At 73.1% G+C, this 26,551-nt stretch carries 27 protein-coding genes, 1 tRNA gene and 1 CRISPR repeat array; of the genes, 5 read left to right on the top strand and 23 right to left on the bottom strand.

Features of this window, described 5'->3' with window-relative positions; translation table 11 throughout:
• Positions 1-144 precede the first annotated feature (144 nt).
• From ACFZBX_RS01695 to ACFZBX_RS01680, 4 genes are all read left to right on the top strand, one after another.
• Positions 145-1,299, top strand: coding sequence for a hypothetical protein (locus tag ACFZBX_RS01695; protein WP_391530783.1), 1,155 nt, complete (start codon positions 145-147; stop codon positions 1,297-1,299).
• A 58-nt stretch (positions 1,300-1,357) separates the two neighbouring features.
• Positions 1,358-3,037 carry an alpha/beta hydrolase gene (locus ACFZBX_RS01690; RefSeq protein ID WP_391530781.1) on the top strand — a complete coding sequence of 560 codons (1,680 nt, stop codon included), beginning with the start codon at positions 1,358-1,360 and terminating at the stop codon, positions 3,035-3,037.
• Between the two features lie 63 nt (positions 3,038-3,100).
• The gene (gene leuE / locus ACFZBX_RS01685) at positions 3,101-3,760 is read left to right on the top strand and encodes a leucine efflux protein LeuE (protein WP_391530780.1); all 660 of its coding nucleotides are present in this window, start codon (positions 3,101-3,103) and stop codon (positions 3,758-3,760) included.
• A 78-nt stretch (positions 3,761-3,838) separates the two neighbouring features.
• A tRNA-Thr gene (locus ACFZBX_RS01680) sits at positions 3,839-3,912 on the top strand.
• 46 nt (positions 3,913-3,958) lie between these two features.
• Here the strand turns inward: ACFZBX_RS01680 and xerC are convergent.
• The 18 genes from xerC to ACFZBX_RS01590 form a co-directional block, all read right to left on the bottom strand.
• The gene (gene xerC / locus ACFZBX_RS01675; RefSeq protein WP_391531041.1) at positions 3,959-5,317 is read right to left on the bottom strand and encodes a tyrosine recombinase XerC; all 1,359 of its coding nucleotides are present in this window, start codon (positions 5,315-5,317) and stop codon (positions 3,959-3,961) included.
• A 100-nt stretch (positions 5,318-5,417) separates the two neighbouring features.
• The gene (locus ACFZBX_RS01670; protein ID WP_391530778.1) at positions 5,418-5,615 is read right to left on the bottom strand and encodes a helix-turn-helix domain-containing protein; all 198 of its coding nucleotides are present in this window, start codon (positions 5,613-5,615) and stop codon (positions 5,418-5,420) included.
• Between the two features lie 482 nt (positions 5,616-6,097).
• Positions 6,098-7,579 (bottom strand): ATP-binding protein, encoded by a 1,482-nt coding sequence (locus tag ACFZBX_RS01665; RefSeq protein ID WP_391530776.1) that lies wholly within the window; start codon positions 7,577-7,579, stop codon positions 6,098-6,100.
• A gap of 3 nt (positions 7,580-7,582) precedes the next feature.
• Positions 7,583-8,434 carry a bifunctional DNA primase/polymerase gene (locus tag ACFZBX_RS01660; RefSeq protein WP_391530775.1) on the bottom strand — a complete coding sequence of 284 codons (852 nt, stop codon included), beginning with the start codon at positions 8,432-8,434 and terminating at the stop codon, positions 7,583-7,585.
• Positions 8,431-9,021, bottom strand: a complete 591-nt coding sequence (locus tag ACFZBX_RS01655; protein ID WP_391530773.1) for a hypothetical protein — start codon at positions 9,019-9,021, stop codon at positions 8,431-8,433. The genes ACFZBX_RS01660 and ACFZBX_RS01655 overlap by 4 nt, the downstream gene beginning before the upstream one ends.
• A gap of 97 nt (positions 9,022-9,118) precedes the next feature.
• On the bottom strand, positions 9,119-9,544 hold the full coding sequence (locus ACFZBX_RS01650; protein WP_391530772.1) for a hypothetical protein: 426 nt from the start codon (positions 9,542-9,544) through the stop codon (positions 9,119-9,121).
• Positions 9,545-9,661: 117 nt separating this feature from the next.
• Positions 9,662-9,937 carry a hypothetical protein gene (locus ACFZBX_RS01645; protein ID WP_391530770.1) on the bottom strand — a complete coding sequence of 92 codons (276 nt, stop codon included), beginning with the start codon at positions 9,935-9,937 and terminating at the stop codon, positions 9,662-9,664.
• 47 nt (positions 9,938-9,984) lie between these two features.
• Entirely contained in the window at positions 9,985-11,217 is a 1,233-nt protein-coding gene (locus ACFZBX_RS01640) for a hypothetical protein (protein WP_391530769.1), read from the bottom strand.
• 14 nt (positions 11,218-11,231) lie between these two features.
• Positions 11,232-11,678 carry a hypothetical protein gene (locus ACFZBX_RS01635; RefSeq protein ID WP_391530767.1) on the bottom strand — a complete coding sequence of 149 codons (447 nt, stop codon included), beginning with the start codon at positions 11,676-11,678 and terminating at the stop codon, positions 11,232-11,234.
• A 36-nt stretch (positions 11,679-11,714) separates the two neighbouring features.
• Positions 11,715-11,903 (bottom strand): hypothetical protein, encoded by a 189-nt coding sequence (locus ACFZBX_RS01630; RefSeq protein ID WP_391530765.1) that lies wholly within the window; start codon positions 11,901-11,903, stop codon positions 11,715-11,717.
• Between the two features lie 247 nt (positions 11,904-12,150).
• Positions 12,151-14,415, bottom strand: a complete 2,265-nt coding sequence (locus ACFZBX_RS01625; protein WP_391530764.1) for a hypothetical protein — start codon at positions 14,413-14,415, stop codon at positions 12,151-12,153.
• Positions 14,416-14,511: 96 nt separating this feature from the next.
• On the bottom strand, positions 14,512-16,386 hold the full coding sequence (locus tag ACFZBX_RS01620) for a hypothetical protein (protein WP_391530762.1): 1,875 nt from the start codon (positions 16,384-16,386) through the stop codon (positions 14,512-14,514).
• Between the two features lie 14 nt (positions 16,387-16,400).
• Complete coding sequence (locus tag ACFZBX_RS01615) at positions 16,401-16,823, bottom strand: ATPase (RefSeq protein WP_391530761.1); 423 nt, start codon at positions 16,821-16,823, stop codon at positions 16,401-16,403.
• A 49-nt stretch (positions 16,824-16,872) separates the two neighbouring features.
• The gene (locus ACFZBX_RS01610; protein WP_391530760.1) at positions 16,873-17,250 is read right to left on the bottom strand and encodes an RRQRL motif-containing zinc-binding protein; all 378 of its coding nucleotides are present in this window, start codon (positions 17,248-17,250) and stop codon (positions 16,873-16,875) included.
• A 4-nt stretch (positions 17,251-17,254) separates the two neighbouring features.
• On the bottom strand, positions 17,255-17,605 hold the full coding sequence (locus tag ACFZBX_RS01605) for a hypothetical protein (RefSeq protein ID WP_391530758.1): 351 nt from the start codon (positions 17,603-17,605) through the stop codon (positions 17,255-17,257).
• Positions 17,602-18,630 carry a DUF2637 domain-containing protein gene (locus ACFZBX_RS01600; RefSeq protein ID WP_391530757.1) on the bottom strand — a complete coding sequence of 343 codons (1,029 nt, stop codon included), beginning with the start codon at positions 18,628-18,630 and terminating at the stop codon, positions 17,602-17,604. Before ACFZBX_RS01600 ends, ACFZBX_RS01605 begins: the two co-directional genes overlap by 4 nt.
• Positions 18,631-18,721: 91 nt before the next feature.
• The gene (locus ACFZBX_RS01595) at positions 18,722-19,009 is read right to left on the bottom strand and encodes a hypothetical protein (RefSeq protein ID WP_391530755.1); all 288 of its coding nucleotides are present in this window, start codon (positions 19,007-19,009) and stop codon (positions 18,722-18,724) included.
• Between the two features lie 113 nt (positions 19,010-19,122).
• A complete protein-coding gene (locus ACFZBX_RS01590) occupies positions 19,123-19,827 on the bottom strand; it encodes a hypothetical protein (protein ID WP_391530754.1) in 705 nt (234 codons plus the stop codon).
• 340 nt (positions 19,828-20,167) lie between these two features.
• Between ACFZBX_RS01590 and ACFZBX_RS01585 the strand changes: the two genes are divergently transcribed.
• On the top strand, positions 20,168-21,289 hold the full coding sequence (locus ACFZBX_RS01585; RefSeq protein ID WP_391531039.1) for a helix-turn-helix transcriptional regulator: 1,122 nt from the start codon (positions 20,168-20,170) through the stop codon (positions 21,287-21,289).
• On the opposite strand, the gene ACFZBX_RS01580 is transcribed toward ACFZBX_RS01585, so the two are convergent.
• From ACFZBX_RS01580 to ACFZBX_RS01560, 5 genes are all read right to left on the bottom strand, one after another.
• Entirely contained in the window at positions 21,273-22,076 is an 804-nt protein-coding gene (locus ACFZBX_RS01580; RefSeq protein ID WP_391531038.1) for a GntR family transcriptional regulator, read from the bottom strand. The two genes, ACFZBX_RS01585 and ACFZBX_RS01580, sit on opposite strands and share 17 nt — an antisense overlap.
• Positions 22,077-22,559: 483 nt before the next feature.
• Positions 22,560-23,197: a CRISPR direct-repeat array (repeat unit 28 nt; unit sequence GTCGGCCCCGCACGCGCGGGGATGGTCC).
• Between the two features lie 449 nt (positions 23,198-23,646).
• Positions 23,647-25,236 carry a hypothetical protein gene (locus ACFZBX_RS01575; RefSeq protein ID WP_391530752.1) on the bottom strand — a complete coding sequence of 530 codons (1,590 nt, stop codon included), beginning with the start codon at positions 25,234-25,236 and terminating at the stop codon, positions 23,647-23,649.
• A complete protein-coding gene (locus ACFZBX_RS01570; protein WP_391530751.1) occupies positions 25,226-25,726 on the bottom strand; it encodes a hypothetical protein in 501 nt (166 codons plus the stop codon). The genes ACFZBX_RS01575 and ACFZBX_RS01570 overlap by 11 nt, the downstream gene beginning before the upstream one ends.
• Positions 25,723-26,166: a hypothetical protein gene (locus tag ACFZBX_RS01565; RefSeq protein ID WP_391530750.1), complete on the bottom strand. Its 444-nt coding sequence runs from the start codon at positions 26,164-26,166 to the stop codon at positions 25,723-25,725. Before ACFZBX_RS01565 ends, ACFZBX_RS01570 begins: the two co-directional genes overlap by 4 nt.
• Before the next feature lie 16 nt (positions 26,167-26,182).
• Entirely contained in the window at positions 26,183-26,452 is a 270-nt protein-coding gene (locus ACFZBX_RS01560; RefSeq protein WP_391530748.1) for a hypothetical protein, read from the bottom strand.
• Positions 26,453-26,551 lie beyond the last annotated feature (99 nt).

Here is a 26,551-nt window from a genome sequence, read left to right as displayed (position 1 = left end):
TTACGCGCCGGGCACACGCGCGTGCGAGCCCGGGGTCGTCTTGCACGCTGGGGGCCGACTGCGCCCCGGCCGCCGGGGCCGTCGCGTCCCGTACGGTGCCGGGCCCGACCGGCCGGCCGGCCCTCCTCCGAGGTGGTGCGTCCCATGGTCCGTTCGCTTCTGGTCGTTCCCCTGCTGGCCGCCGCCGGGGGCGGGGTCTGGTTGGCGCGCGGCGCGCTGCTGCGCTGGCGCGACCTCAGGGCGGCGGAGACGTACGAGCTGGCCGGGGAGCACCGGCCGATGCTGCTGCGGGCGGCCGGGGCGATGGTCTGCGGGGTCTGCGTCACCGTGCTGACGCTGCTGACGGCGCTCGGCACCTTCGGCGCGCTGAGCGGTCGCGGCGGGGCGGGCGGTCCGGCAGGCCCGGCCGGGTCGGTCGCCGGGCGGTTCGACGGCGTGGAGGGCGGGGTCGGCCGGGCGGGCGGAGGGTGGCAGGCGGCCCCGCCGGCCGAGGCCGCGGACGCCGCCGCGGCCGTGCCGCCGTCCCCGGCGCCGGTCGTCAGCCGGTTCGACAGCGTCGGCCACCCCGGCGGCGGCGAGCTGCTGCAGTCCGCCGTCCCCGGCCCGGACGGCCACCCGCGCAACGTCCGGGTCTGGCTGCCCGCCCAGTACGCCAAGGACCCGAACACCCGCTTCCCGGTCGTCGTGATGCACGCCGCCACCCCCCGGAAGACCGCCGACGCCGAGGTCCCGGACGTCTTCGACGGCCTGGCCTCCGCCGTGCAGAACACCAAGGCCAAGCCGTTCATCCTGGTCGCCCCCGAGGCGCCGAACGGCACCGCGCACCCCTGCGAACTGGTCGCCGCCGCCCCGATGGCCGTCGCCGACGACGCCGCGCTGCGCACCACCATCGCGGCCACCTTCCGCACCCTGCCGCCCGGCCCGGCGGCCTGGGGCACGCTCGGGGTCGAGGACGGCGCGCCGTGCGCCGCGGCCGCCGGCCTCTCCCGCCCCGACCTGTACGGCGCGGCGGCCGCCGTCTCCGGCCGGTACGACGCGGCCGCGCTCGCCCGCACCGGCGCCGAGGCGCCCGTCACCGGCACCCCGAGGCTGCTGCTCGCCGCCGGGAAGGCCGACACCGCCGGGCTGGACGCCGCCCGCAAGCTCCAGTCGGCGCTGCGCGCCGGGACCGGCGCCGCGGCCCGGGCGGAGGTGCGGATCTCCGACAACGCGACCGACTACTCGGCGGACCGGGTCCGGCTGCGGCTGGTCCGGCAGGCGGCGCAGTACCTCGCCGAGGCGCTCGGCAAGGCGTCCTGAGCCCGCCGGTGCGCGGCACTACGCTCGTCCGGTACCGGAACGGCTGAGGGGATCCCAGATGCGGGCCGACAGGCGGCAGGACGCCCCGGCGCGGACGCGTGCGGGGCGCGGGCGCGGGCTCGGGCTCGGGCTCCGAGGAGGGACGACGGTGGCGGCCGTGCTCGCCGTCGCGCTGCTGGCGGGCGGCTGCTCGCCCGGCGGGGCGGGTACGGACACCGCCGCGTCCGGTGGCGGGCCACCGAGCCCCACCACGCCGTCCGGGCCCGCCTCCGCCCCGCCAGCCGCCACCCCGTTGGAGGCGCTGCCGGCCACCGTGCCGTCCGCGCTCGCCCCCTACTACGGCCAGGCGCTCGCCTGGCAGCCCTGCGACGACGGCTACGAGTGCACCACCTTCCGGGTGCCGCTGGACTACGAGCACCCGGCCGACGGCGACCTCACCCTGGCCGCCGTCCGCGCCCCGTCGGTCCCCACCGGGTCGTCCGGTTCCGCCGACCGCCTCGGCTCGCTGTTGCTCAACCCCGGCGGCCCCGGCGGCTCGGCCGTCGAGTACGTCGAGGGCGCGGCCCGCACCTACGACGCCGCCGTCCGCGCCCGCTACGACCTGGTCGGCCTGGACCCGCGCGGGGTCGGCCGCAGCTCCCCGGTCAGCTGCCTGAGCGGCGAGCGGATGGACGCGTACACCGCCGTCGACATCAGCCCCGACGACCCCGCCGAGGTCGACGCCCTGGTGGCCGCCGCCAAGGAGTTCGCCGAGGGCTGCCGTCGGCGGACCGGCGACCGGCTCGGCCACCTGAGCACCGTGGAGGCGGCGCGCGACCTCGACGTGCTGCGCGCCCTGCTCGGCGACGAGCGGCTCAACTACGTCGGCAAGTCCTACGGCACCTTCCTCGGCGCGACCTACGCGGGCCTGTTCCCCGGCCGCACCGGCCGGATGGTGCTCGACGGCGCGATGGACCCCTCGCTCGACTCGCTGGCCGGCAACCGCACCCAGGCGGGCGGCTTCGAGACCGCCTGGACCGCCTTCGCCCGGGACTGCGCCACCCACGCCGACTGCCCGCTCGGCCGCACCGAGCAGCAGGCCGGCGAGCAGCTCACCGAACTGTTCGCGGCGATCGACGCCCGCCCGCTGCCGACCGGCGACGGCGCCCGCCGGCTCAGCGAGGCGCAGGCGACCACCGGCGTCATCCAGGCCATGTACGCGGACTTCCTCTGGCCCCGGCTGCGCACCGCGCTCGCCGACGCCCGGGCCGGCGACGGCACCGGCCTGCTCAGGCTCTCCGACACCTACTACGGGCGGGAGGAGGACGGCTCCTACCCCAACCTGATGTTCGCCAACATGGCGGTGAACTGCCTCGACCTGCCCGCGCCGTTCACCGGCCCGGAGGACGCCGCACGGGCGGTGCCGGAGTTCGAGCGGACCTCGCCGCGGTTCGGCCGGGACATGGCCTGGATGGCCCTGACCTGCACCTACTGGCCGGTCCGGGCCACCGGCGTGCCGCACACCGTCCGGGCCGCCGGCGCCGCGCCGATCGTGGTCGTCGGCACCACCCGGGACCCGGCCACCCCGTACTCCTGGGCGCAGTCGCTGGCCGGCCAGCTGGAGTCCGGGCGGCTGCTGACGTACGACGGGGACGGCCACACCGCGTACGGCCGCCACGACGCCTGCCTCGACGGTGCGGTCAACCACTACCTGCTGGCCGGCGAGGCCCCGGAGAACGGGAAGCGGTGCGGATCCTGAGGAAGCGACCGGTGCGACGTTAGGATGAGCGCCCCCTCACCGCTCTCCCCACCGGAGCCCACCGTGCTCGGAGTCAACGACCTGGCGACGTACGTCCTCGGCGCCCTCGTCATCGTCCTCCTCCCCGGCCCCAACTCCCTCTACGTGCTGTCCGTCGCCGCCCGCAAGGGCGTCCGCACCGGCTACCGCGCCGCCGCCGGCGTCTTCGTCGGAGACTTCACGCTCATCAGCCTGACCGCGCTCGGCGCCGCCTCCCTCCTGGAGGCCAACCCGGCCGTCTTCGCCGTGGTCAAGTTCGGCGGCGCCGCCTACCTGCTCTGGATAGGCATCGGCATGCTGCGCGCCGCCCGCCAGCTCTGGCGCGAACACCGCGCCGACTCCGGGACCGCCGCCGCAGCGGACGCCGTCCCCGCCGAGTCCACCGAGCGCCCGTTCCGCCGCGCCCTGGTGATCAGCCTGCTGAACCCCAAGGCCATCCTCTTCCTGCTCTCCTTCTTCACCCAGTTCGTCGATCCCTCCTACGGCCGCCCGGTGCTCTCCTTCACCCTCCTCGGCGGCGTCCTGCAGACCTTCAGCCTCCTCTACCTCTCCCTCCTGATCTTCGCGGGCACCTCCCTCGCCTCCGCCTTCCGCCGCCGCAAGCGCCTCTCCGCCGGCCTCACCGGCGGCGTCGCCGCCCTCTTCGCCGGCTTCGCCGCCAAGCTCGCCGTCTCCTCCACCTGACCCCACCCCCTATCGCGTTACGGATCACCCGCGAACCTGTGTAGACTGGCCCGCGTTGCCACCACTTCCGGCAACGGCGCCGCCTTAGCTCAGTTGGCCAGAGCAACGCACTCGTAATGCGTAGGTCGCGGGTTCGAATCCCGCAGGCGGCTCGCACCCAAGAGGCCCGGTCAGTTCTCTGACCGGGCCTCTTGATGTCTACATCATGCGGCGGCGACGCCGAGCGCGGGCCGCTCGCGTGTTCGTGGTCTCAGTTGTGGTCTCACTTTCGGCCGGTTGGGGCCAGAGCGCGTTGCCCATCCGCCGGGCCGCCTCGCGGGTCGTCGGGGTGGTCGTCTTGACGTAGCGGCGGGTCATGCTGATCTGCGAGTGGCCGAGGATCTCCATGATGGTGAACGGGTCCACCCCCAACTCGTTGAGGATCGTCCCGGCGGAGTGCCGACTGCCGTCGTGCTGGCGCCGGTCCTCGATTCCGGCCTCGGCCAGCAATTCCTTGAACTCCTCCCAGTCGGCGTGGGGGTCGATCGGCTGGCCGTCGGGTCGGCAGGTCACGAGGTCGTAGTCCTGCCACGCGTCGCCGACAGCCGCCTTCCACTTCTCCTGCAGTTGGCGCTGCTCGCGGAGGAGCGGAATCAGCGGAGGTAGTAGAGGGCTCGTGCGACGGCTGCCCTTGGTCTTCGGGCGGGTAAAAGCCAGGCCGCCGCCGTGCCGCTTTGGGCAGGTGCTCGCGTGTCGGTCGCACTTCGGCGGGCAGGGCTTCGGGCACCCGCGTTTGTAAGCGCGGTGCCGGGTGCATCCGGTCTCGCACGCGTCCCGGTGCAGCCTCTCGCCGCACGCGTGCGGGTCGTCGCACCCGTGCCGCCACTTCAGCCGCTGGAGCTGCCAGGAGATGTCCATCTGGCCGGCGTCCTCGTCCACGTACTTCCATCGCAGGCCCAGCGCCTCACCCTGGCGGTGGCCCTGGCCAACGCCGATCAGCCACCGGACACGGGTCGGGCGCTTCATGGCCGCGACCAGGAACCGTCGGGCCTCCTCCTGGGTAAACGGGTTCGCGTCCGTCTCCTCCACGGTGGGGGAGTCCACCAGGGCGGCGACGTTGCGGGCCACCTTCCCCCGGCGGTGGGCGACCTTCAGCGCGCGGGAGATGATCCGGTGCACCTTGAGGATGTGCGATCCGGCGCGGCCCTCGGTGCGGAGCTGTCCGTACAGTTCGTCCAGGTGCTCCGGCAGCAGCCGGTCCAGCCGGTGCCTGCCGATGCCGGGGATGATGTGGTTCCGGGTCTTGGACCAGTAGTCGTCCAGACTGCGCGGCTTCAGCCTCTGGTTCGCAATGGTGGTCAGGTAGGTGGTCATCCACTGCTCCACCGTCGGCGCCCGACCAGCCGCCGCGACCTGCCCGGCGTCGCGATCGGCTTCCAATTTCTTGACCTTACGCCGCACTTCGGGCTCGGTCTTGGCGCTGCGGTGACGCCGGTCGGGGCTGCCGTCCGCCTTCACGCCCATGGTCACGCGGCCGTGCCAACGACCGTCCGCGCCCTGGTAGACGGTCGACTCCATGTTGGGCAGGCGGGTCTTGCGATCACTCAAGTGGTGCTCCTGAAAAGGGGCGAGGGCATCCGGCGCGCTGCCGGATGCCCTCGAAGGGTGGTCGGGGTGGTCAGTCGGCGGCGGCCCGCCGCTCGATGTAGGCCGCGACGTCGGCCAGTCGGACCCGGCGGGAACGGCCGATCTTGATCGAGGTCAATTCGCGCGCTGCGAGCAGCTCGTAGAGCTTCGATCGTCCGATCCGAAGCATCTTCGCCGCCTCCTCAGGCTTCAGGAGAACGGGGTGGAGCGTGGTGGTGGGCACAGTCACGGTGGTTCCTCCCTGGGGCTTGATCTCCCTGGTTGGCAGGTGGTCCCCGTCGCCGTCGGGGCAGGGGCGTGCTTCTTGCGGTGCGTGTGTGTCCTAGGTGCGGATTTCTGCGTCACCGCGTCATCAGCGTCATCCGGGGTATCTGACCTGGGGTTTTGGGTGACGCAGCGATTGGGGTCTGCGTCACCTGTGCGTCATCGGCTGTGTCATTGGGTGACGCGGGTGACGCAGGGGTGACGCAGCGTCCGTCGTCTGCGTCACCCGTTCCCGCGCAGGTCAGGGGCCGTTTTTCGGGCCGGGTGACGCAGGTGACGCAGCGTCTTCCTACTTAGGAAAAAAGCGGGGGTGTCTGGGGTAGTTGGCGCCGCCGAAAGGGCGAAGTTGGGAGCCGCTTCGCGGCGCGTTCCTTGGGCGGCTTCGCCGAACTGCAAGAGGAGCACCCGCCCGCCCCGCCCGGGTGCTCCTCTTGCTTGTCGGGGTGGTCAGGTCACGCGGAGCTGTTCGTGGGCGACGGCGGCGGTGGGGGCGGGGCGGGCCATTTCGAGGTAGCGGCCTTCCTTCGTGCGTCCGGTGTCGATGAGGACGCCCCGGGCGGCGAGGGTGGGCTGAAGGCGCTTGAGTCGGTCGGAGAGGACCTTGCCGGTGGTCGGCCAGCCCTTGGGCAGGGCCCGCAGGTCGTCGCCGCTGTAGAGGCGCCCGAGGTGGTGCAGCCACTCCGTGGACGTCATGCGCTGCGCGGTGCCGGGCTCGATGGTCTCGGCGTGCTTGAGGACGGTCTGTGCGAGCAGGTCGCCCTCGATCACGTCGTCGTTCAGGTCGTCGAGGCTGGCCCGGTAGGCGGGCAGCGCTCCGAGGCCGGTCGCGGCGTCGAGCTGCGCGCACAGGTGCGCGAAGTCCGCCATCCGCAGGTCGGTCGGGGTCTCGGCTTCGGCCGCGCGGACCTGCACCGCGAGGTCGAGCAGCGACCCGAGGACGACGGGCAGCACCTGGGCGTACTCGGCCCACAGTTCCGCCTCGGTGCGCCGGACGCGGGGCCGCTCCAGGTGGAGCGGCAGGAGGCGTTCGGCGAGGTCGGGGCGGATGACGCCGACGTCGATGCCGGTCAGGAGCAGGGGCCGGCGGTAGGCGGAGCGGTGAACGTCGCCGTCGGTGAACAGCGCCCGCTTGACCGACTCGGCGCCGGTGACGATGCAGCACATGGCGTCGGAGAGGTCCGGGGTCATGTGGGAGAGGTTGTCCAGGGCGGTGACCCATCCGGCGGCGACCGCCGAGATCAGGTCCTCCTCGCTCTTCGGGGCCCGGCGCAGGTCACCGCTCATGCCCTCGATCAGCCGCACGAGCATCCGCCCGCCGGTCGACTTGCCGGCGCCCTGCGGGCCGGTGAGGAACGGCGCCGGCACCGGCACGGACGGCCCCAGGCAGCCGATCAGCCAGGCGATGGCCAGGCACTCGGTCTTGGCGTCGGCGAAGTTCGTCAGCCTCAGCAGCAGGTCGATGCCCTTGCCGTCGGTGTCCTTGACCGGGACGGGCAGCTCCCCGGTGAGCTGGGTACGGCGCCAGCAGACCTCACGCGGGTCGGGGACGGCGGTGTCCCAGCCGGTGGGGTGGATGCGCACGGACAGGCCGTCGGCCCGCCCGAGGTCGAGCCACGTCGCCCCGTCGAAGCCGGGGGCGACGCGGATGTGGACGGGCCGCACGTCCTCGGCCATGGCCAGTGCTTCGATCAAGTCCAACGCCTCCTTGAGGGCGGTTCCGTTGAAGACGCCGTGCCCGTCCTTGAACAGGCCGACCATGAGTTCCTGGCGGTGGCTGCCGGTCGTTCCCTGGGAGCGGATCGGCCGGGCCACCGGGTGGCCGGTCCGGTGCGCGTACACGGTGCCGTCGGCGGTGCGGAAGTACCGGAAGTGCGCTTGGGCGTAGTCGGTGATGACCGCGCGGGCGGGGTTCTTCTCGTCCTCGGCCACGGGCTACAGCCCCAGCGTGGTCAGGGCGTTGGCCCACGCGTCGGCGCAGTGCCGGGCAGTCTCTCCCTTGGCCTGCGCGGCGGCGAACAGCCGCTCCGTGTGGGCCCCGGTCAGGCACCCGCACCGCCCGTGCGTCGACAGCACCGCGAGGAACGTCTGGTAGACGGTGGCGTGCACGGCGGCGGCGGCCTCGGTGATGCGCTGCTCGGCCATGGCGATGCCACGCGCCAGGTACACCGGGCTGCGGTGCGGGCACCTGCCACCCCCGGTCGGCACGGACACCGCGACGGTCACCGGCCGGGCCGGGGCGGGCTCCTTCACCAGCAGGTCGCGCACCACGTTCGGCAGGGCGGTCATGGTTCCGGTGCCGGGGCCCAGCCATCGGGCGTAGGCCATGGTCGACTTGATGTCCACGCCCGGCCGCACCGCGTTGGCGGAGGACATGGCGCCCCGGTAGAGCCAGTGCTCGCCCCGGGTCGTGGGCACGGTCCGGGTGGCCGGCAGGGTCGCGCGCGCCCACGCGATGGCCTCGGCGTTGTCGAGGTCCACGACGGTCACGCCCGCGCCGCCGGGGTGGTAGCCGACGGCCGCCGACTCCCGCCACGCCCGCGCCCGCGCCGCGCTGGTCAGGACGTCGGGGTTGGTGGTGGCGGCGGCCCAGCCGTGGCACGGCAGCGAGCAGGTGCAGGGGCCGGGGGTCTTCATGTTCGGCCGGCCGCCGCACGCGTTGCCGGTGCAGCGCCGGCAGTTGCCGAACGGCACCTTCCCGGCCCGCAACGGCAACACGGGCACGCCGGAGACGGCCAGGGCGAGGGCGATGGTCAGGTGCTCTCCCCGCAAGATCTGGGCGCTCACCGGCCACCGCCGAGCAGGTCGTTGACCAGTGGGGCCAGGTGGGTGTTGGCGTGGGCGGTGAGGGCGGCGACGACGGTCTTGGCCTCGCGGGTGAGGGTGCGGCCGGGCCGGGCGGCGGTGGGCTGGAGCAGGATGCCGTCGGGGATGGGGACCAGGACGGTGGCGGCGACCAGGACGGCCGGCCGGTCGGTGAGCTCCGGGCCGACCAGCACGGGCCACGGGTCGTCGTGGCGGCCCCACGGGTCACGCTCCCAATCGAGGGGGCGGCCGGTGGGGCGGTGGGCGAGGCCGTGGTGTCGCAGGCCGACCTTCGCGCCGAGCACCGCCCGGCCGTCGTAGTCGCGGTGGACGGTGAGCGGCTGGACGTCGGGGCGCACGTTCACGTAGCCCGGAGACATCACCGGGAAGGTAGCCACCGACCACGCGACGGCGGCGAACTCCACCGGACGCAGCGGCTCGCCGTTGTCGTGGAAGTCGTCGGCGTGCTGGGCGATGTAGGCGCCGAAGCGGGAGCGGCCGTCGGAGGCCTGCTCACGGTCGCGGATGTCATCCACGATCGCCAGCGTGAAGCGGTCGAAGTCGGGCATGCTAGGTCCCATCTCTGTTGGGATGCACGGCCCCGCACCAACCGTCGCTCTGCCAAGAAAAGGCGGCTGGTGTGGGGTTTCGTGCTGTGGGCGAAGGTCAGATGTCGCTGTACTCGTCGTCGGCGGTCCCGCGGGGCAGTTCGTCCAGGGCGGGGTAGGCGGACGGCGGGGCCTCCTCGCCCGTCAGGGGAAGCTCGTTCTCCCCGGACAGGAGGGCCTGCGCGGCGGTGGCGATGGTGGCGGGGGTGGCGATCAGAGCCAGGACCAGCGGGTCCGGATCGGAGAGGCGGCCGTCGGGGGTGCCCCACGCCCACATCCAGCCGGTGACCTGGTTCCAGATCAGGCTCAGGCCGTCCGGGTAGCCGGCGGTGTCGGCCCGGTCGGGGTCAAGCTGGATGTAGATCTCGGCGAGCGTGACCTCGCCGTTGTCGTTGCAGTACTCGTGCCACGAATCAGCGGGGTCGGCGTTGTCGCCGAGCGCCGTCAGGATGTCGCTGAAGTAGGGGGCGTGCGGGTCGGCCACGTGCTGTCCTTCCAGGGGTGGTGTGGGAGCGGGTCTGTCCGGTCCCCCGCACCGCCCGCGCCCCGGGCCGCTGGCTGCGGCGGGGTTCGGGCGGCACGGCCGGTCGGGCAGGCCGGGCTAGAACGGCGGTTCCTCGCTGTAGACGGGCGGGGTCCAGCCGAAGAGCAGGCGGGCGAGCAGGCGGGGGACGGGCAGCAGTCGGCGGACGTGGTCCGGGTCCCAGCAGGCGCAGTACTCGGTGTCGGTGCCGTCGTACTCGCCGGTCTCGGGGTGGCCGTAGTCGTAGTCCCACCCGCCCTCGCCCTTGCAGGTGCGGCACTTCGGGTGGGGCGTGTCGGTCAGCTCCATCACGGGGTCGGGCCAGGGGTTGAAGCGCAGTCGCAGACGGGCCATGACACATTCCTTTGGTCAGGGGTGGGTGATCGCATGGGGGCGGGCGGTCATGCCGCTTCAGCGTCCGTGCCGGGTGTGGTGGCGACGAGGGTGGCGATGATGTGGTCGGCAGCTGCCGCGGTGGCGGGGTCCGCGTCGACGCCCCAGTGGGTGCGCAGGGCCCGCAGGGTCTCCAGCAACGGCTGGTCGGGTTGAGCGGTGATCTGGCCGACGCGGGTGGGGCTGAGGCCTGTGCGGGTGGCTATGGCGCGGATGGACAGGCCGGCGGTGTGGTGGGCCCATCGGATGGTGGCGTCGCGCTCCAGCCGGGCGGCGTCGTCCCGGAACGCGGCCAGCGCCAGCCGCAGCGGCGCCTCGGCGGCGGGCTGAGTGTCCAGTTTTCTGGACACCCGGGCCCCGCTCCGGGCGGGTGCCGGGACAGGAGCGGGGGTGGGTGGGGTGTCCAGTTTTCTGGACACGGAACCCCCCTTCCGGTGATCGGCGGGTGGGGTGCGGGTCGCGTGCCGGGCGAGGGAGGCCAACACCTGCTCGCGCCACTGGAACGCCCACACCCGGCAGTTGGCACAGGTGATGTGGGTGTGGCCTGGCAGCGGCGGGCGGTAGCGGGCGGCGTAGGACCAGGCCATGGAGTCGGCGGAGGCGAGCATGCTGCCGTAGGAGGCCAGGCCGCTGGTCTTGATGCCGAACCCGTGGAGGCGGATTCCGGGGGCGCGGTCGCGGACTGCGGCGATGATCTCGGCGGCCTCGGTGGTGGCCTGGCGCCGACACACCGATCCGATGCCCACGATCGGCTCAGCGGCGAGGTCCACGCCCGCGTCCTCATAGCGGTCGATGCAGGTCAGGTACTCCTCCAGCCGGTAGCCCTGGAGTACCGGGATGAACGGCAGGTCCTCGGCGATGCGGCGTAGGAGGAGGTAGTTGGCGACGGTTCGGCGTTGGTGCTCGGCCACGCTCAGGCCGGTGCCGGCGAACATGACCCCGCCGCCAGTGCCGCCGTGAATGACGATCGGCTCGCACATCCAGTCCTGCGGGGACGCCCACAGCAGCCCGCCGATCTCGTCCCGGTAGCGGCGCACCCGCTCCGCGTACTCGCGCGGTGTCGGGCCGTGGTCCCAGGATCCGTATTGCTGGAGTTCGGTGAAGCCCCCGGAGTCGAGGGACCAGGATCCGAGCGCGCGCGGCAGCTGCCGCCGGCGGCGCAGTCGACGATCCGAGACGAACAGCCAGGCCCGGGTGCCCGTCAGCCATCCAGGGGCATGGGTGCCAAGGAAGAAGTCCACGGCAGCACGCCGGTTTACCGGTTGCGGTTGGACACGTTCACGTGCACGTTCACGGCGCCCTGCCCGCTACCTCGTCCGCCACCACCGCCGGTGGTCTTGGCGAGGGCATAGGCGCCAACGCCGAGCGCGGCGAGTCCGCCAACGCTCCCGGCCGCCGCGGCGACGGCCTGGACGGCGTAGCCGATGCCGAGGCCGCCGGCGCCGAGGGCGACGCCGCCGGCGAGCAGGCGTGCGGGCCACGGGTCCCGCGCCGGGGCCGGGTTGGTGGCCGGGGGCGGGGCAGGCAGGTAGACGGTGGTCGGCGCGAGAGCCGGGCCGTGGACCACCGAGGCCGGGGTGGCGGGGTGGTAGAGGGCGGGCGGGGCCGTGAGGTTCGGCGTGGGGGTGAGGTAGTAGGGGGTGCCGTCCGGGCCGTGGAGCACCGGGGCGGCGAACGGCTGCTGCGGGGTGGTGAGGTCCATCGGGGTCTCCCGTCGGCGGGTCGGTGCGCGGTGGGGTCAGTGGTTGGTGGCGATGTGGGCGAGGGCGGCCAGGAAGGTGTTGACCGGGTCGGCGAGGCCGGTGGAAGCGGTGGTGAAGCCGGACAGCCACAGGACGGCGGCGGTGCCGAGGCCGACCCGGCGCCCCTTGAGGAGGAGCGCGGCGACGAGGGCGAGCAGGACGGTGACGCTGATGGTGACGGCCATGGCGGCGGTCCTCCCGTTACGGTTTCGGTGACGGTGCGTCATGGGCTTGTATGGGGCATACAGCCGGTCCGGTGTATGGCCCTGGGCCCGGTTCCGGGGGTGTGCGGCGGGGGCTGTATGGGGCTCGCTGTATGGCCCATACGCCCACACATGCAGGTCAGGGGCCCCATACAGGCTGTATGGGCCATACAGCCTGTATGGGGCTTGTATGGGGCTCGCTGCATGGGGCTGTATGGGCCTGTTTTGGTTACTGCCTGTACCTGTTGAGGGCGTCGGCGAGGGTGGTGGCGTAGAAGCCGGAGCGGGCGGGGCCGCCGTCGACGCGCAGGGTTCCCTGGCCGGGTCGCTCGACGCCGACGGCGCGCAGGAGTTCGTTCAGGTCGATGCCGAGGGCCTGCGGGTCGACGCCAAGCGCGTCGGCCAGCGTGGAGGCGTACATCCGTCCGCCGGCGGCGACGACGGCGGCGTGGGCGCGCACGAGCAGGCCCGGTGCGGGGTCGGTCACCGGCTCGTAGACGCTCCCGCCGTCCTCCGCATCCGCCGGGGCGGGCGCCGGGTTGCGGTGGGCGGAGAGGTTGAGGCCGCCGGGCCGGGGCTGCTTCACGAGCCGGTCGCCGGCGGCGGTCCGCCCGCCGGGGGCGAGGGCCGACAGGTTCAGTCCTCCCGCCCCCGTGCCGCCCGTGGCTCCGACCCCGGTGCCGCTGCCGGTCGGCTCCGGCTTGTCGGTGGCGGTGGCGATGGCGTTCCAGAGCCATCCGGCGCGGTCGTCGTCCCAGCGGCGGGTGTAGTCCTCGCCGGCGGCCTGGGTGGAGACGCGGTCGAGGGCGGGCCGCAGGTGGTTGGTGGCGAGGATGGCGGCGCGGACCTGGGAGGGGCTGGTCTTCCAGGTCTTGAAGGGGGTGGGGGCGAAGCCGTCGGCGCCGGCGGCGCCGATGACGCCGGATCCCTTGGCGTTGAGCTGGCGGGTGTCGACCCGGGCGCGCGGGAACATCTTGGCGAGGTTGTTCCCGGCGCTCTCCCCGCTGGTGAGCGCGACGCCGACCGGGGAGAACTTGCGGATCTCGGTGTCGCCGAGCGCGCTCACGTTGCCGTCGACGGCGGTGAGCACGAAGCGGACGCCCATGGCGCGGGTGGTGCGCATGGCCTTGCGGACCGCCTCCCGCAGTTCCTTCAGCACCTGGGGGGCGGTAGGCGGGACGGACAGCAGCTCGGCGCCCTCGTCGACGACCACCATGATCTGCGGCAGCGCGGGAGAGACGGGCAGCAGCGTGGTGTCCATCTCATCGAGCAGGTCCTGGTAGTGCTGCTGGCGGGCGGCGTTGATCCGCAGCGCCGCGCGCATCATGCGCAGGGCCTCCTCGGGGGTGGAGGCGATCCAGTCCACCCCGGGCCGGGTGCCGGCCGGGGCGGGGGCGGTCCCGGCCTTGGGGGCCTTGCGGCCGGTGGCCTCCAGCCACGGGCGCGTCCACGGGATGCCGACCGCCCCGGCCTTCAGGTCGATCACGAAAGTCAGCACGTCGGTGCAGCGCGCGAACCCGGTGAGGACGCCGTCGACCAGGGTGGACTTGCCGGAGCCGGGCGGGCCGAGCAGCAGCGCGCACGCCTCCCGCAGGTAGACCATCACGGGGTCGAGGTTGGGCAGCATGCCCCAGGGGATTCCGGTCAGGACCGACAGGGGGCTGTAGTCGTCGGGGTAGGGCGCCGCGTCGGCCATGCCGTTGACGGTCGGGATGTCCAGGACCACCCGGCCCTGGATGTCGCCCTCCTCCACCGCGATGACGCAGCCGAGCGGCAGCCGCGCGTCCCCCGCCAGGGCGCGGGCGCGGCCGGCGATCTGGTCCCACGTCGCGGAACCGCCGGGCAGTTCGGCGGCCAGGGAGAAGCCGCCGCCGGTCTTCCAGAACTCCACGGCGAACACCCGGGTCTGGACCCCGGCGACGCGGTGGATGCGCTCCTCCCACTGCCGGGCGATCTCACGCCGGCGGTGGTCAAGGGCATCCGCGGCCTTCGCCGCCTGCGGGGAAAGCGCAAGGCGCTCCTCCTCGGCGGCCTCCTCGTGGACGGCGGCGGTCGAGGCCATCGCCCCGATCCCCACCCCGAGGCCGGCGAGCGTCCCGGCGGCGGCCCAGGACAGGGGGCCGGTGTGCATCGCCCAGGTGGTCCAGCCGCCGGCGAGCAGCCACGACGCCGAGCGGGTCACCACGGACATGGCGGTCAGGCGGCGGCGCACGCTCCAGCCGATCCCGTGGCCGAGCGCCCCCGCCGCACCCACCGCCAGCGGCAGGGCCTCGGGCATGCCGGTCGCAGCGCCGAGCAGCGCCAAGGCTCCGGCGCCGGTCGCCGCAGAGAGGGCGCCGGTGGCGGGGCCGTGCGGGGCGGCCCAGTCCAGCGGCACCCCCCGCTTCACCGGACGCGGGCGCGGCGCCTTGACGGGCTTGTCGGCCGTGGCCGCCATCTGGGCTTGGGGGGTGTGGTCGGGTGGGAGGTTGGTGAGGTTCAGACGGTCGGTCATGCGAGTCTCCGGACGTGGGCCGGGGCGGGCCGCACGCGGTGTGCGGCCCGCCCCGGAGGGTGGAGGAGAGATGAGTGAACTGGCAGAGTGGGCGGGCTAGTTGTTGTTGGTGTCCCACTTCTGCTCGCCGGTGCGGGGGTCCTCGTGGCGGCGGATGTCGTGCTCGTGGTGGGTGCGGAAGACCGGGCCGACCTCACCGGCGGCCTGAACGGCGAGCTGGATGTGCGAGTAGACCTCGGTCAGGGCCTCGGCGATCGGGGCCTCAAGCGGGAACTCGTCGTCCGCCTTCTCCGCCAGGATCTTGAAGACGTTGGCGATCGACTGGAGGGCGTCCGGGATCTCCTCGCACATGGCGAGGACCTCCATCATCCCGTCGGGGTCGAAGGTGTTGGCCAGGGCCTCCATCTCGGCGGCGACCTGGGCGAAGCTGAACGTGCTGGTGGCGGTGGACACGATCCCTCCCGGGGACTCGGTGCTGTCGTTCGAGTGGTGGTTCCGGGGCGCGCGCGGCACCGTGTCCGCGACCACCCCCTCGTCGGTGTCGTCCTCGGGGGTGTCGAGGGTTTCGGCGGCGGCGAGGTCGGCGTCCAGGGCGGCGGCGATCACGCCGTCCCGGACCTGTCGGTCGTCGCGGGCCCGGCCGAGCATCCGGGCGAACAGGCGCCGTCCCGGGTACATCAGCCACGGCGCGCCAAGGCGGCGGCCGAGCGGGGTGGTGACGGCGCCGATCAGGCCGACCGCGCCGGCCAGCAGCGCGGCCAGCGCCCACCGGGCCCAGTACCGGCCGGCCGAGCGCCGCAGCCGCTTACGGGCCGCCCGCGCGACGGCGCCTTTGCGCATCGCCACCCGACGCTCCCTCACCCGCTGATCCGCTCGCCCGTCCCGCGCCACCCGCCCGGCCTGGCGCTTGCTCTCGCGGTCCTGGTGCCGGGTCAGGCGCTTGTCCTGCCGGGCCTGACGACGCGCCTGCCGGGCGACCTCCCGCGCACTGCCCGCCACCGAACCCACACCGCCGGCACCGCCGACACCGGCTGCAGCAGCGCCGGGGGCGGTGAGGCCGCTGCGGGACAGCTCCCGGGCGACGGTCTTCGCTGCCCGCTTCTGCTCCCGCGCGGTGGTCTTGGCGGCGCGGCGGGCGTCGGCGACCGTGCGGCGGGCCGCCGTGTCCTGCACCCGCTTCTCGCGCAGGCTCGGTGCCGATGCGGCCCGCTCGGCACGAGCTGCCCGAACCTGAGCCGCCCGCACCCTCAGACCCGAACCACCACCACCGCCGGGCAGGCGGTGGCCGGCGGCGCGGCTTCCCGGCCCGGAGACCGCGCCGGTGGTCCCGGCGGCGCCCCGACCGGGACGGCCGGGCGCGCCACCGGGGTGGACGTGGGACGCGGCACCAGCCGCCCGACGGGACGCCGACCCGGCACCGACCGGGGCGTTCGATCCGGCCGCGGTGCCGTTGCGGGCCGCCGTCCGGCTTGCCCCGGCGGGGCCGGGGCGGTGCGGGTGACCGGGCGTCGACCGGCCACCAGTCGGGCCGGGCGAGCCGAACAAGCCCCCCGCCCCGGCCTGGTGGCCGGCGCTGGGCCGGTTCGACGCCTGCTCGGCGTCCGGGCCGGTCGGGGGCTTGCGGGTACGGGAGCGCAGGACGGCGGCACCGGTCGCGGCGGCGGCACCCCCGGCGAGCAGGGCCAGCATCATCGGCCCGCCCGCCAGCGCGGCGGCCGACACCGCCCCGACGGCGGTGTTCCCGCCCGCCACCGCCAACGGCACCACCGGCAGACCACCCCGGGTGTGCCCCGGACGGGACGGCGACCGGCGAACGGCCAGCGCGGCGGTCGGCACCTGCTCCACCGCCGGGAGCGGCGCAGTCGTGCTCGGCGCGGGCGGCGACACCGGGCGGGCCGGCGCGCTCGGCCGGGCCGGGGCAGGCAGGCCGGTGACCGGCGCGGCCTCGGCCGGGACCAGGGTCTCGGACACGACGCCTCCCCTGGTCACGCGCCCGCCGGGGCGACGGCGTCCCCGGTGGCGGTGCGCTCGACGACGGGCTTGTCCAGGTCGCGGTGGATGAGGCGGACGGCAGTGCCGGTCTTGCCGACACGGCGGGCGATGGCCATGGCGACGGTTGCCGCACGGTGCCGTCCGCCCGCGCAGCCGACCGCGATGGTCAGCGGCGCGGCGGACGGTCCGGCGTCGTAGGCCTCGGCCACCAGCGCGGCGGCGGTGATGGCCTCCCGGATGCCCGGGGTGCCCAGGACGGCCCGGCGGACCGGGAGGTCGTTCGCGGTCAGGTGGCGAAGAGCGGGGTCGACGTGGGGGTCACGGAAGTGCTTGCGCAGGTCGAGGGTGAGGTGGGCCTGGGGCGGGGCGCCGTGCAGGTAGCCGAAGCTGATGACCTCGATGGTGGTCACGGACATGACAGTGATCTCCTGTTGCTGGTGGCAGCGGAGCAGGTCAGAGAGGGGTTCAGGCCGCGAGGGCGGCGGTGTCGGCGCAGGGCAGGCAGGTGCCCAGGTGCGCGGGGAGCACGTAGCCGGCGTCGCGCCCGCAGGTGGGGCAGGTGCGGCGGGCGGCGTTGGCCTTGGCCAGGGCGGCGGTGCGGGCGGGGGTCATCGGCCGTACGGGCTTGGCCCGGTCGATCCGGTAGAGGTACGCGGCGCGCGGGCCCTTGGTGCGGCGCGAGCGCCAGCAGACCTGTGCGGCCACCTCCTGCCCGCCCGGGCGCAGGCCCTTCGCGCGGAGCTGGCGGCGGGTGAGCAGGGTGTCCGGGGCCATGCGCCACGGGTAGGTCGGGGTGCCGCCGTGGCGCTCGCCGGTGGGGTCCCAGTGCCGGGGGCGTCCCATGGCGCTACCGGCCGGTGCCGTCGGTGTCGGGCAGGGAGTAGAAGCCGTTCACCTCGATGGGGACGCCGTGGCTGGTGCCGTGGACGGTCAGCCAGTGGGTGGTGTCGCATCCGCCGTTGTCGACGGTGGAGGGGTCCAGGTCCAGGGCCTCGCGCCACTGCTCGAACTTGTCGAGGTCGCGGTGAAGCGACAGCGTGACGCCCCACGCACCCCACGGGATGTCGGTGTCGGGCTCGAAGAACCGGCGCAGGCCCGCGTCGGGGGTGGGCAGGTTGGCGTGGGTGCTGAGGATTGCCAACAGGGCGCCGGCCGCGTCGATCTGGGTGGTCAGGGTGGTGTCGGTGCTGGTGGTCACGATGCCTGCTCCTGATCGGTGGTCATGGTGGGGACGGCGTGCAGGGCGAGCCGGGCGACGGTGGCGTGTTCCTTGTAGCGGGCGGCGATCCAGCCAGCCGACCAGCCGGTCAGCTCCACCGCCTGACGCTGCGGCAGCCCGGCCTCGACGGCGGCCTTGACCAGCTCCCGGGCCCGCTCCTCCGGCAGGCGCTCGGCGGCCGGGCCGGCGGCCAGCAACTCGGCACGGGCCCGGTCGGCGGCCTCCAGCTCACGCCGCACGTCCTCGGCCCGGGCGTCGCGCTCACGCTCGCTCGCCTCGCGCTCACGGCGCTCACGCTCACGCCGTTCGTGCTCACGGCGCTCACGCTCGGACCGCTCGGCGGCCTCCTGCCGGTCCTTTTCCTCGCGCGCGGCGGCCTCCCGGCGGGCGGTCTCCTCGCGTTCCTCGCGGGCCATGTTCGCGTCGTGCTCACGCTGCTTGTCGGCCTCGCTCGCGTCGTGCTCACGGCGCTCACGGTCGGACCGCTCGGCGGCCTCGAAGCGGGCGAGACGGTCGGCCCGCTCCTCCTGCCGGCGCGCCTCGGCCTGCTGTTCGCGCTGTTCGCGCTCGGCCCGCTCAGCGTGCTCACGGGCGGCCAGGGCAGCGCCGATCGCACGCCGGTAGGACAGCGACGTCTCCGCCGTGACGATCAGCAGCAGCGGCGCCACCGCGTGGACCGCCACCCCGACCAGATCCCGGTCCAGGGCGGACAGACCCACGTTGAGCAGCACGGTCATGAGGCCGGTCATCCACCGCAGGACCACCGGCCAGCGTCCGCCGTCACCGTTCAGACGGGCGAGCGTGGCGTCCATCCGCACGACGATGACCACCGCCGCGTCCACGACGATCGGCAGGATCGGCGCCGTCCACTCCCACCCCTTCGGGCTGTGGCCGGCCATGAGCGGGGTCACCGTGAGCACGCTGTAGAGGACCGCGCCGAACGTGATCGCCCACGTCCCCACGCTCAACGCCCGCTCGGCCGAGCGGATCTGCGCGGGGCTCATCGCCGCCTTCATCGCGGCCCCCGAACCGGGCGCCGTGAGTGGCCGGTGAGCGCGCTCACGGCGGCCGTGAGTGCGGTGAGCACGTTGCCGTTCACGCCGCCACCCGGGCGGTGCTCGCGCTGCGGCGGATGACCGCCGGGCGCCGCAGCGGCACCGGCGCCGTGCTCAGCAGGCGCTCGGCGTAGGCGGCCAGCGCCGGGTCCTCCCGGCGCAGGTCCGCCACGATGTCGGCCGCGGCGTCCATCCGGGCGGAGCGCTCCGTCTCGCTCTCACCGGGCACGCCGGTGAACAGGCGGGTGAAGTCCGAGTCCACGCCGAGCGCCAGCTCGGCGAACTCGTCCTCCGTCAGGGCCGTCTGGCCTGCAACAATCGACCTCACGGGTCTACCTCTTCCTAGGTGGTTGGTGGGCCCGGCGGGGACGGCTCCTCTTCCGGCCAAGGAGTTAGGGAGCCGTCCACCGCACAGGGCGACAGGTGGATTGAACTGCGGGTTTAGTGCTCCGGCGCCAGTTCGCCGGTGCCGTAGCGGCGGGAACCGTCGGCGCACCGCACGACGTGGCGCGGACCGCCCCGGAACGGGCTCCAGGTCTCGACCGCCCGCCGCTCGTCCTCGCCGACCAGGACGAGCGCACCCGCCGGGCGGGAGGCCAACATCTCGTCCACCAGGGCCTCGACGCGGCCGTTGCGGGTACGGTCGACCACCCCGCCGCTCGTACCACCGGAGAGGAGCGGGGCGACCTCCCGCGCCGTGTCGGCCAGGTGGCCCATGTCCGGCGCGGGGCGGGCGCCGACGGTGGCCTGCTGCGTCGGCTCCGGGGCGGCGGAGGCCAGGCAGGGGCCGCACACGGTGCCGCCGTTCGCCCGGTTCAGCCGCGTGCCGCACGTGGTGCAGGCGCGCTTCTCCTCGGGGGCGATCCGGGGCGACGCCGCCTTGTCGGCCAGAGCCGCCACACCGACCGCGAGGATCGTGCGCCACTCCTGCTCGCCGAGCTCGCCGGCCCACCGCGGCGCCCGCGTCCCGGTCAGCCGACCGATCCGGCACGCCACCGCCCGGCGCCGACGCTCGACACCCCGCGCCTCCGCCACCCACGCACCGGCCGACATCCGACGGGAACCGCTGGTCAGCGACGCCACACGACGGGCGTAGGAACGACCGGTCACGGTCGGAGTGGCGGCGGTGCGGGGCGTGGCGAGCATGGCGAAGCCTCCTGAGTAGACAGGTGGAGCGTCACGAGGGGAATTCCAGATCCGCGCAGGTTGGGCAGGCGCCCATAAGCACGGACACTCCGGAAGGAGCGAACCGCTTCCAAACTGGTGCGCACCAGTAGTTTGCAACTGGTGCGCACCAGTGTCAAGCGCTTCCCTGTCGGCCCGTCAGTTCCGGCCGCATCTCCATAGAACGACGTGCGCCAACGACCCGGTAGCCAGCAGGGGTTAACCCAGTTTTGTTAACCCGCCATGGGGGAGGTCTACGTCCGGCATGCTGAGTACGAACATGCCGACCACGAACCGGCGTCACCAGGGCAAGGGCGGGCACATGGGACAGCGTCTGAGGGAGGCCCGCAAGCAGCGCGGCTGGTCTCAAGAGCGGCTGGTTCGGGAGATCAGCCGGTACGCCGAGCAGCACCTCACCGATGTGGCTTCGCCGGCCAGTCTCAAGGTGTACATCTCCGAGTGGGAGAACGGGCGTCGTGCGGTCTCCAGCTCGTACGCGCTGATCCTCCGGGCGCTGTTCGGGAAGACCGACGACGAGCTGTTCGGCGCCCCAGAGCCAGCCGCCGCTGACGGCTACGACGAACTCATCGGCCGGATCGACTCAGCCCGAAGCCTGAGCCTGGGCATGGTGGACACCTTGCTGAACCAGACCGAACTCCTACGGAGCTTCGATCGGCAGATGGGCGCCGCCGCCCTGGTGGACCAGATGCGCGCCCATCTCGAAGCGCTGGAAGACGCGTTGACGTTCGCCGTACTGCCCGATGCCCGCCGGCCGGTGGCCACAGCGCTGGCGGGCGCGGCCACGCTTGCGGCCTGGCAAGCCCTGGACGTCGGCGCGGTGGAGCGCGCTTGGCGCCACTACGAGCTGGGCAAGCGGGCGGCGGCCGAAGCCGAGAAGCCCATGTACCTCGCTCACGCCATGGCGGAGCAGGCCTACGTCCTCGCCGACGCGGGCCGCCCTGAGATGGCGGTGGACCTGGTGCGCGATGCTCAGCGCACCGGCGGGACGAAGGTGTCCCCGCGGCTTGCCGCGTGGCTGTTCGCGGCCGAGGCGGAGCTGTGCGCGAAGGCCGGTCTGGCCCGGGACTGCCGTGAGGCGCTGGACCGCGCGGCGGCTGCGCTGCCCGCTGATGACGAAGCACGCGACCCCGACATGCTGAGCATCTTCCTCAACGCTGGCCACATGGCCCGCTGGCGCGGGAACGCCCTCGCCATGCTCGGCGAGGACGACGCGCTTGCTGAGCTGTACGTGGCCCTTGAACGGATGGACCCGGCGTTTGCACGGGCGACGGCGGGCCTGCGGTGCGATCTGGCACAGGCGCACTTGGCGCGCGGGGAGTTCGGCCAGGCGAGAGAGCACCTGCAAAAGGCCCGCCTCCTCGCGAACCGCACGGGGTCGGTTCGGCAGAGGAGGCGGATTGAGCGACTTACCGGGCGCCTGTAGGCCGCTGAGAGCGGTTGGCCAGCAGGTGGAGCAGGGCGACGAGCGTTCCCGAGCCGAGCAGCTCGTCACGGGCGATGAGGCCCGGGACTTCGGCCAGCGGAATCCACTCGATGAGCCCGGCCTCCTCCGCGTCCGTCGGCTCGCCAACGAGCGTTGCGCCCCGGGCGACGAAGATTTCGTGCGGGGAGTCCACCATGCCCACCATCGGCTGGTAAGTAACCACGTGCTCGACCGTGGCCGGCCGCCACCCAGTCTCCTCCTCGACTTCACGGGCCGCCGCCGCAGCGGCATCTTCGCCCGCGTCCACGATCCCGCCGGGAAGCTCCCACCCGAACCGGGCCGGGACGAACCGGTACCGCCAGAGCATGAGTACGCGGTCCTGGTCGTCCACAACGGCCGTGATGGCCACGTGCTGAAGCCGGACGACGTGGTGCTCGAAGCGCTCAACGCCCGGCGGCTCCACATCGACAAGGGCGAGCTTGATCCACTCGTTGTCGTACACCAGGCGCTCGCCGTGGATCCGCCATGGCTCCAGTTGGCCATGAGGCGCGGTGACCGTCGCGGTGGCAGGGTGCTCGGCCGTGCTGACGTAGTAGCCGCTCCCGTGCTGGGCGACGACCAGCCCCTCAGCGGCGAGCTTCAACAGGACGAGCCGGACAGTCGTCCGGCCTACACCGAGATCCGCCGCCAACGTCCGCTCGGACGGCAGCTTGGCGCCACTGGCGAACTTGCCGGTCCGAATCCACTCCCGGATGGTCTCTTCGATCTGCTCGGTCTTCCCGCCCATGCCCTCTCGCACTCTCCCGCCGTCGGCGACTGGCGCGCGCCAGTCTAGGTGAATCCGTGCAAACTTCATGGTGGTCTTTCCCTTGTCAGGCCGGGTGGCTCCGCTGTGGCTGGCGTAGGCCAACCCGGACGGCAACACCAGCGGACAGCCACGAACATCGGCACACCAGCGGCGAGCGGGATGCGGTCGGCGCCTAGCAGGCCGGGCTCCCAGTCTCATCCACAGTCTCATCCGCCCTCGTTCGGAGACGTTCAGGGAACCGTCCATTGGCCCGCCGAGCCGCGCCGTGAACTTGAGCGAACCGCGCCGGATACTGACATGCAGAGTTGGAAAGCGTGTTGGGGGCAACCCCTCACGACTTCGAAACTGTGGTGGCCCGTAAGGTCGGCGGCTACCGATTGGGTGTCGAGCCCGACTCCGGTAGGCTCCGGCGAACCGATGGTGTCAGCGACTTCTTACTAACAACACCGCAGGTCAAGAAGTGTCGGCCCCGCACGCGCGGGGATGGTCCTCGGCGTCCGCATTTCCGACCTTCAGATTCCCTGTCGGCCCCGCACGCGCGGGGATGGTCCCCCCGGCGGGGGCCTGGTCGAGTAGCCGCTCGCGTCGGCCCCGCACGCGCGGGGATGGTCCCCCGTACCGCTCCTGAAGCCGGGCGTACGCCTCGTCGGCCCCGCACGCGCGGGGATGGTCCGAGCGAGGACGACGCCCTCCTGCCGACCCCGACGTCGGCCCCGCACGCGCGGGGATGGTCCCCACCTCATCCGCCGGCTGCACGCCGGGGACGTGTCGGCCCCGCACGCGCGGGGATGGTCCGGTACGTGGGGCGCTGCTCGGCGGGCGTGAGGAGTCGGCCCCGCACGCGCGGGGATGGTCCCTGGCCGGCCTCGGGCCAGGTCTGCGCCATGGCGTCGGCCCCGCACGCGCGGGGATGGTCCCTGCCCCGACGACGACGGCGACGCCGGCGCACCGTCGGCCCCGCACGCGCGGGGATGGTCCCGCGATCATCGCCAACCACCGCCGGCCCTCGGCGTCGGCCCCGCACGCGCGGGGATGGTCCCCCGGCCGTAACGGGCACCAGCCCCACGCCAGAGTCGGCCCCGCACGCGCGGGGATGGGGATAGTCCATCGGCGAGGCCAGCCGCCTGGGCGCCCGGTCTCAGTTTGGGTCTCAGTCCACCACGTCCGTGGCGGTCTGCGGCCGTCCCGCGCGGTCTGCTGACCAGCGGCGCGGACGGGCGCGGACGACAGCGGACAGTGATTGGGAAAACTCGTAATGCGTAGGTCATGGGTTCGAATCCCATAGGCGGCTCAAGGTAAAGCCCAACTCCCGCATTTGAAGCGGGAGTTGGGCTTTTTTGTGATCATGGAAACGCGCCCGATTTGCCCCCAAAACCAACGCATGCCGATTGCGTGGATCGGCGGTCACGTTACGTCGACGGAGTTTCCCGACTTGGCTTTGCGAAAGCCGCTGACCTGCGATTTGTCGCCGTGTCTGGACAGCGCCGTGCTGGGTCCTGCCACTGTCCCGGGCTTGGCAGTGCCCGAAGGGTGCCCGCTTGTGCAGCGATCATGAACCGGGCTGGGCGGCACCTCGCCCCGCGGCGCTCGATGGTGTCTCCGCAATGGATGCGGTGAGTAACTGTTCCGGAGTGCTCCTGTGCCCTGTTCTGTCAGTGGGTGCTGCCGTGCGTCGGCTTTCCCGGACTTGGCTGATGAGGGCGGTGTCCATCTGGCACGTACATCCGGGGGCGGGGGTCCAGTGGTCGGTCATCTGGTCGGGCCGGGGGCCGAAGCGGGTGTCGTACTCGATGCGCCGCATGGGGCCGGTGATCAGACCCGTGCTGCGGGCGATCCAGGCGCCGACGACCAAGCAGGCGGCCTGCTGGGCCACGAACGCGGCCGAGGGCCGGAAAGCGTCGTCCGCTCCGCCGCCCAGCTCAGCAGAGTTGATCAGCCCGCACACCGGCCGGCCGAGGAACTGTCGTACGAGCTGCCGCTGTTGGTCGTCCAGCCCTTCCAGGTCCTGTTCGGTCAGGGGTTCCTGACCGCGGGCGATCCGCGCTAGCGGGAGCCCGGTCAGTTCGTTAAGCCGCTGTTCCGCGCTCTTCCCGGAGTGGTCGGCCTTGTAGTAGCAGCACAGGCCGGGGCCGGTGGGCAGTGCCTCGTGCAGGGCGACGGTGGTGCCGACCGGGCCGCCAGTGCTGCCGTCCAGGGTGAGGTCGGCGTGCAGGCGCTGCAGGTCGTGCCGGGTACCGACGCTGTCCAGTCCGCCGAGGACAGTCCGGGGCCAGGGCAGGCTGCCGGTATCGACGGCCTCGATGGCGTCCTGGATCGTGCCGTGGAACGGGGTCACCTCGATCCGCCGCAGGCGTGCGGCGATCAACTGCACCTTCGGCAGTTGCGCGGCCGCGTCGGTGAGGGTGCCGATGCTGTAGGAGGTGACGTTCGGCTTCTCGAAGACCTCCCTGTCCACCACCGTCAGCTTGCCGGAGACCCGCAGCAGGTCCAGGACCAGGGCGATGCCGGTACCGATCGCGCCGCCACCGCCCAGCATGATCCCCTCCAGCGAGGGCGGCGGGGCGCCGACGGTCCCGGGCTGCTCGCCGGGCAGGACAGGGCAGAAGTCCACCACCGGGGTGTCCTGGAACTTCCCCTCCGGCAGCCCGGCGACGACCTTGAACGCCTCGCCAGCCAGCATCGCCGCGGTGAGGACCGCGCCCAGCCCGGTGCCGGGCGCGTTGAGCCGGGGGAAGAGATGTCCGGCGTGCCGCAGTCGGGCCCCGTGCCCGTCCGGCGCCCCGGCCACTGTGACGTCCGGCGGCGGCTCGGTGCCCACGTGCAGGCGCAGCGGCGCTTCGCGCGGGGCCTCGCCGATGCGAAGCGGCCGGTCCGTGTCGATCCCGGCCGCGGTTTCCACCAGTTGGCGGACGAGGGTGTCGTCGAGCCGCCCCGGTCCGCGGCCGGGGTCCAGGCTCAGTGGGACCGGCCACCGGCGTAGGTCGGCCACCAGCACTTCGAGGGTCTCGGCGACCGCAGGCAGGCGCCTGTCTGCGGTCAAGTGGATGGGGCTGCCCTCCATCCGCTCCTGCAGGGTGGTTTCGTCCACACCGGCGGCCAAGCCGCCCAGGCGCACACTGCGGCTGTAGTCAGTACGCACGGACACCCTCCTCGTCGAACAGCACTGTCAGCACCGGGGGTAGCGCGTCATCGACGACCGCAGCAGCGCAGGGCACCCAGTCCTGGTCGAAACGCCACCACCCCCAGGACGCTGGGTCGGCGGGCGGCGCCGCATAGGTCGGGACGACTGCGCTGACGAACCCCGGTACGCGCAGTGAGTACAGGCGGTCGGTCCGCGAGAGGAAAGCCTCTTCCGGGTGCGAGTGGATCATCGCCCGTGTCCGGTAGGACCGCTCCTCGGCGAAGGTGAACAGCCGGTCGTACGCGACGGCGCTGACCGTGAACAGCCCCGGGCCCCGCACGATCCCTGCCGTTCCGGCCACCGCCACGACCAGGACGTCCATCTCCGACGGCCTGGTCAGCAGCAGCGCGCCGGTCTCCTGGTCGGCCAGCCCGTGGTGCCGGATCTCCCGGAGCACCGGGTCAACCGCGCCGACCGGCAGGACCAGGTTCCTCGTGTCGGCGCTCATCCGGCACGCCTCCCGTCAACACGGTCGATGTCGCCCTGCAAGTTCTCCACCACGTACAGGAAGGGGTTGCCGGTGCTGCGCCAGGCGTGCGGCCCGGTGCCCCACTCGGGGTGGAGTTGCTGGCCCTCGGCGGTGAACGGCTTGCACACGTCGTTGGGGCCGCAGCGGTAGCCGTTCGCTCCCGGCCAGACACTGGGCTCCCCGGTCGTGGAGGCGCCGACCGACTCGACGAAGACGAGAGAGGGCGGCCGGTGTGGGTAGACCGTCCACTCGATCCGGGCGACGAACGCCGCACGCTCGCCGTTGCGCGGCTGCACCTCGGCCCAGAACAGGCCGTCGGGGTCCTGGTCGCGGCGGTGGAGGCGGCCGGCGGCCGAGGCGAGGAACTCCTCGACCGCCGGGACGTCGTCCGCCAGCCGCAGACGGCTCTCGAGATCCACGATTGACTCCCGGGTCTCAGCCGTTGGTGGTCTCGGTGCGTAGGCCCAGGTGCAGGGCCTTGGCGTGCCCGGCCAGCTCGCCCACCGTCGCCTCGGGCGGGACCTCGTGCCCGTTGTGGAACAGGTAGTAGCGGGTGGTGCCGTCGCTGGTGAAGCCGAAGGAGGTCATGGCATCGGACAGCACGGCTGCGGCGGTCGCCTGCGGGGCATAGTCGTGTTGGTACGGGTGCCCGGCGAGGGAGGAGGTCACCGTGGTCTTGATCTCATGGGGCTGGGGCTGGGGCATGCCGATCTCCTTGGACGTTCGAGGGTTGTTGGAGAAACACTTCACTGAGTCAGCAAAGCTGCACTGGGTCAGCAGTGATTTCAGTGATAGCACCCCACG

Origin of the sequence: Kitasatospora sp. NPDC008115, assembly GCF_042957205.1 — a bacterium.
Taxonomy (GTDB): domain Bacteria; phylum Actinomycetota; class Actinomycetes; order Streptomycetales; family Streptomycetaceae; genus Kitasatospora.
This window is presented reverse-complemented; position numbering and strand designations above follow the sequence as displayed.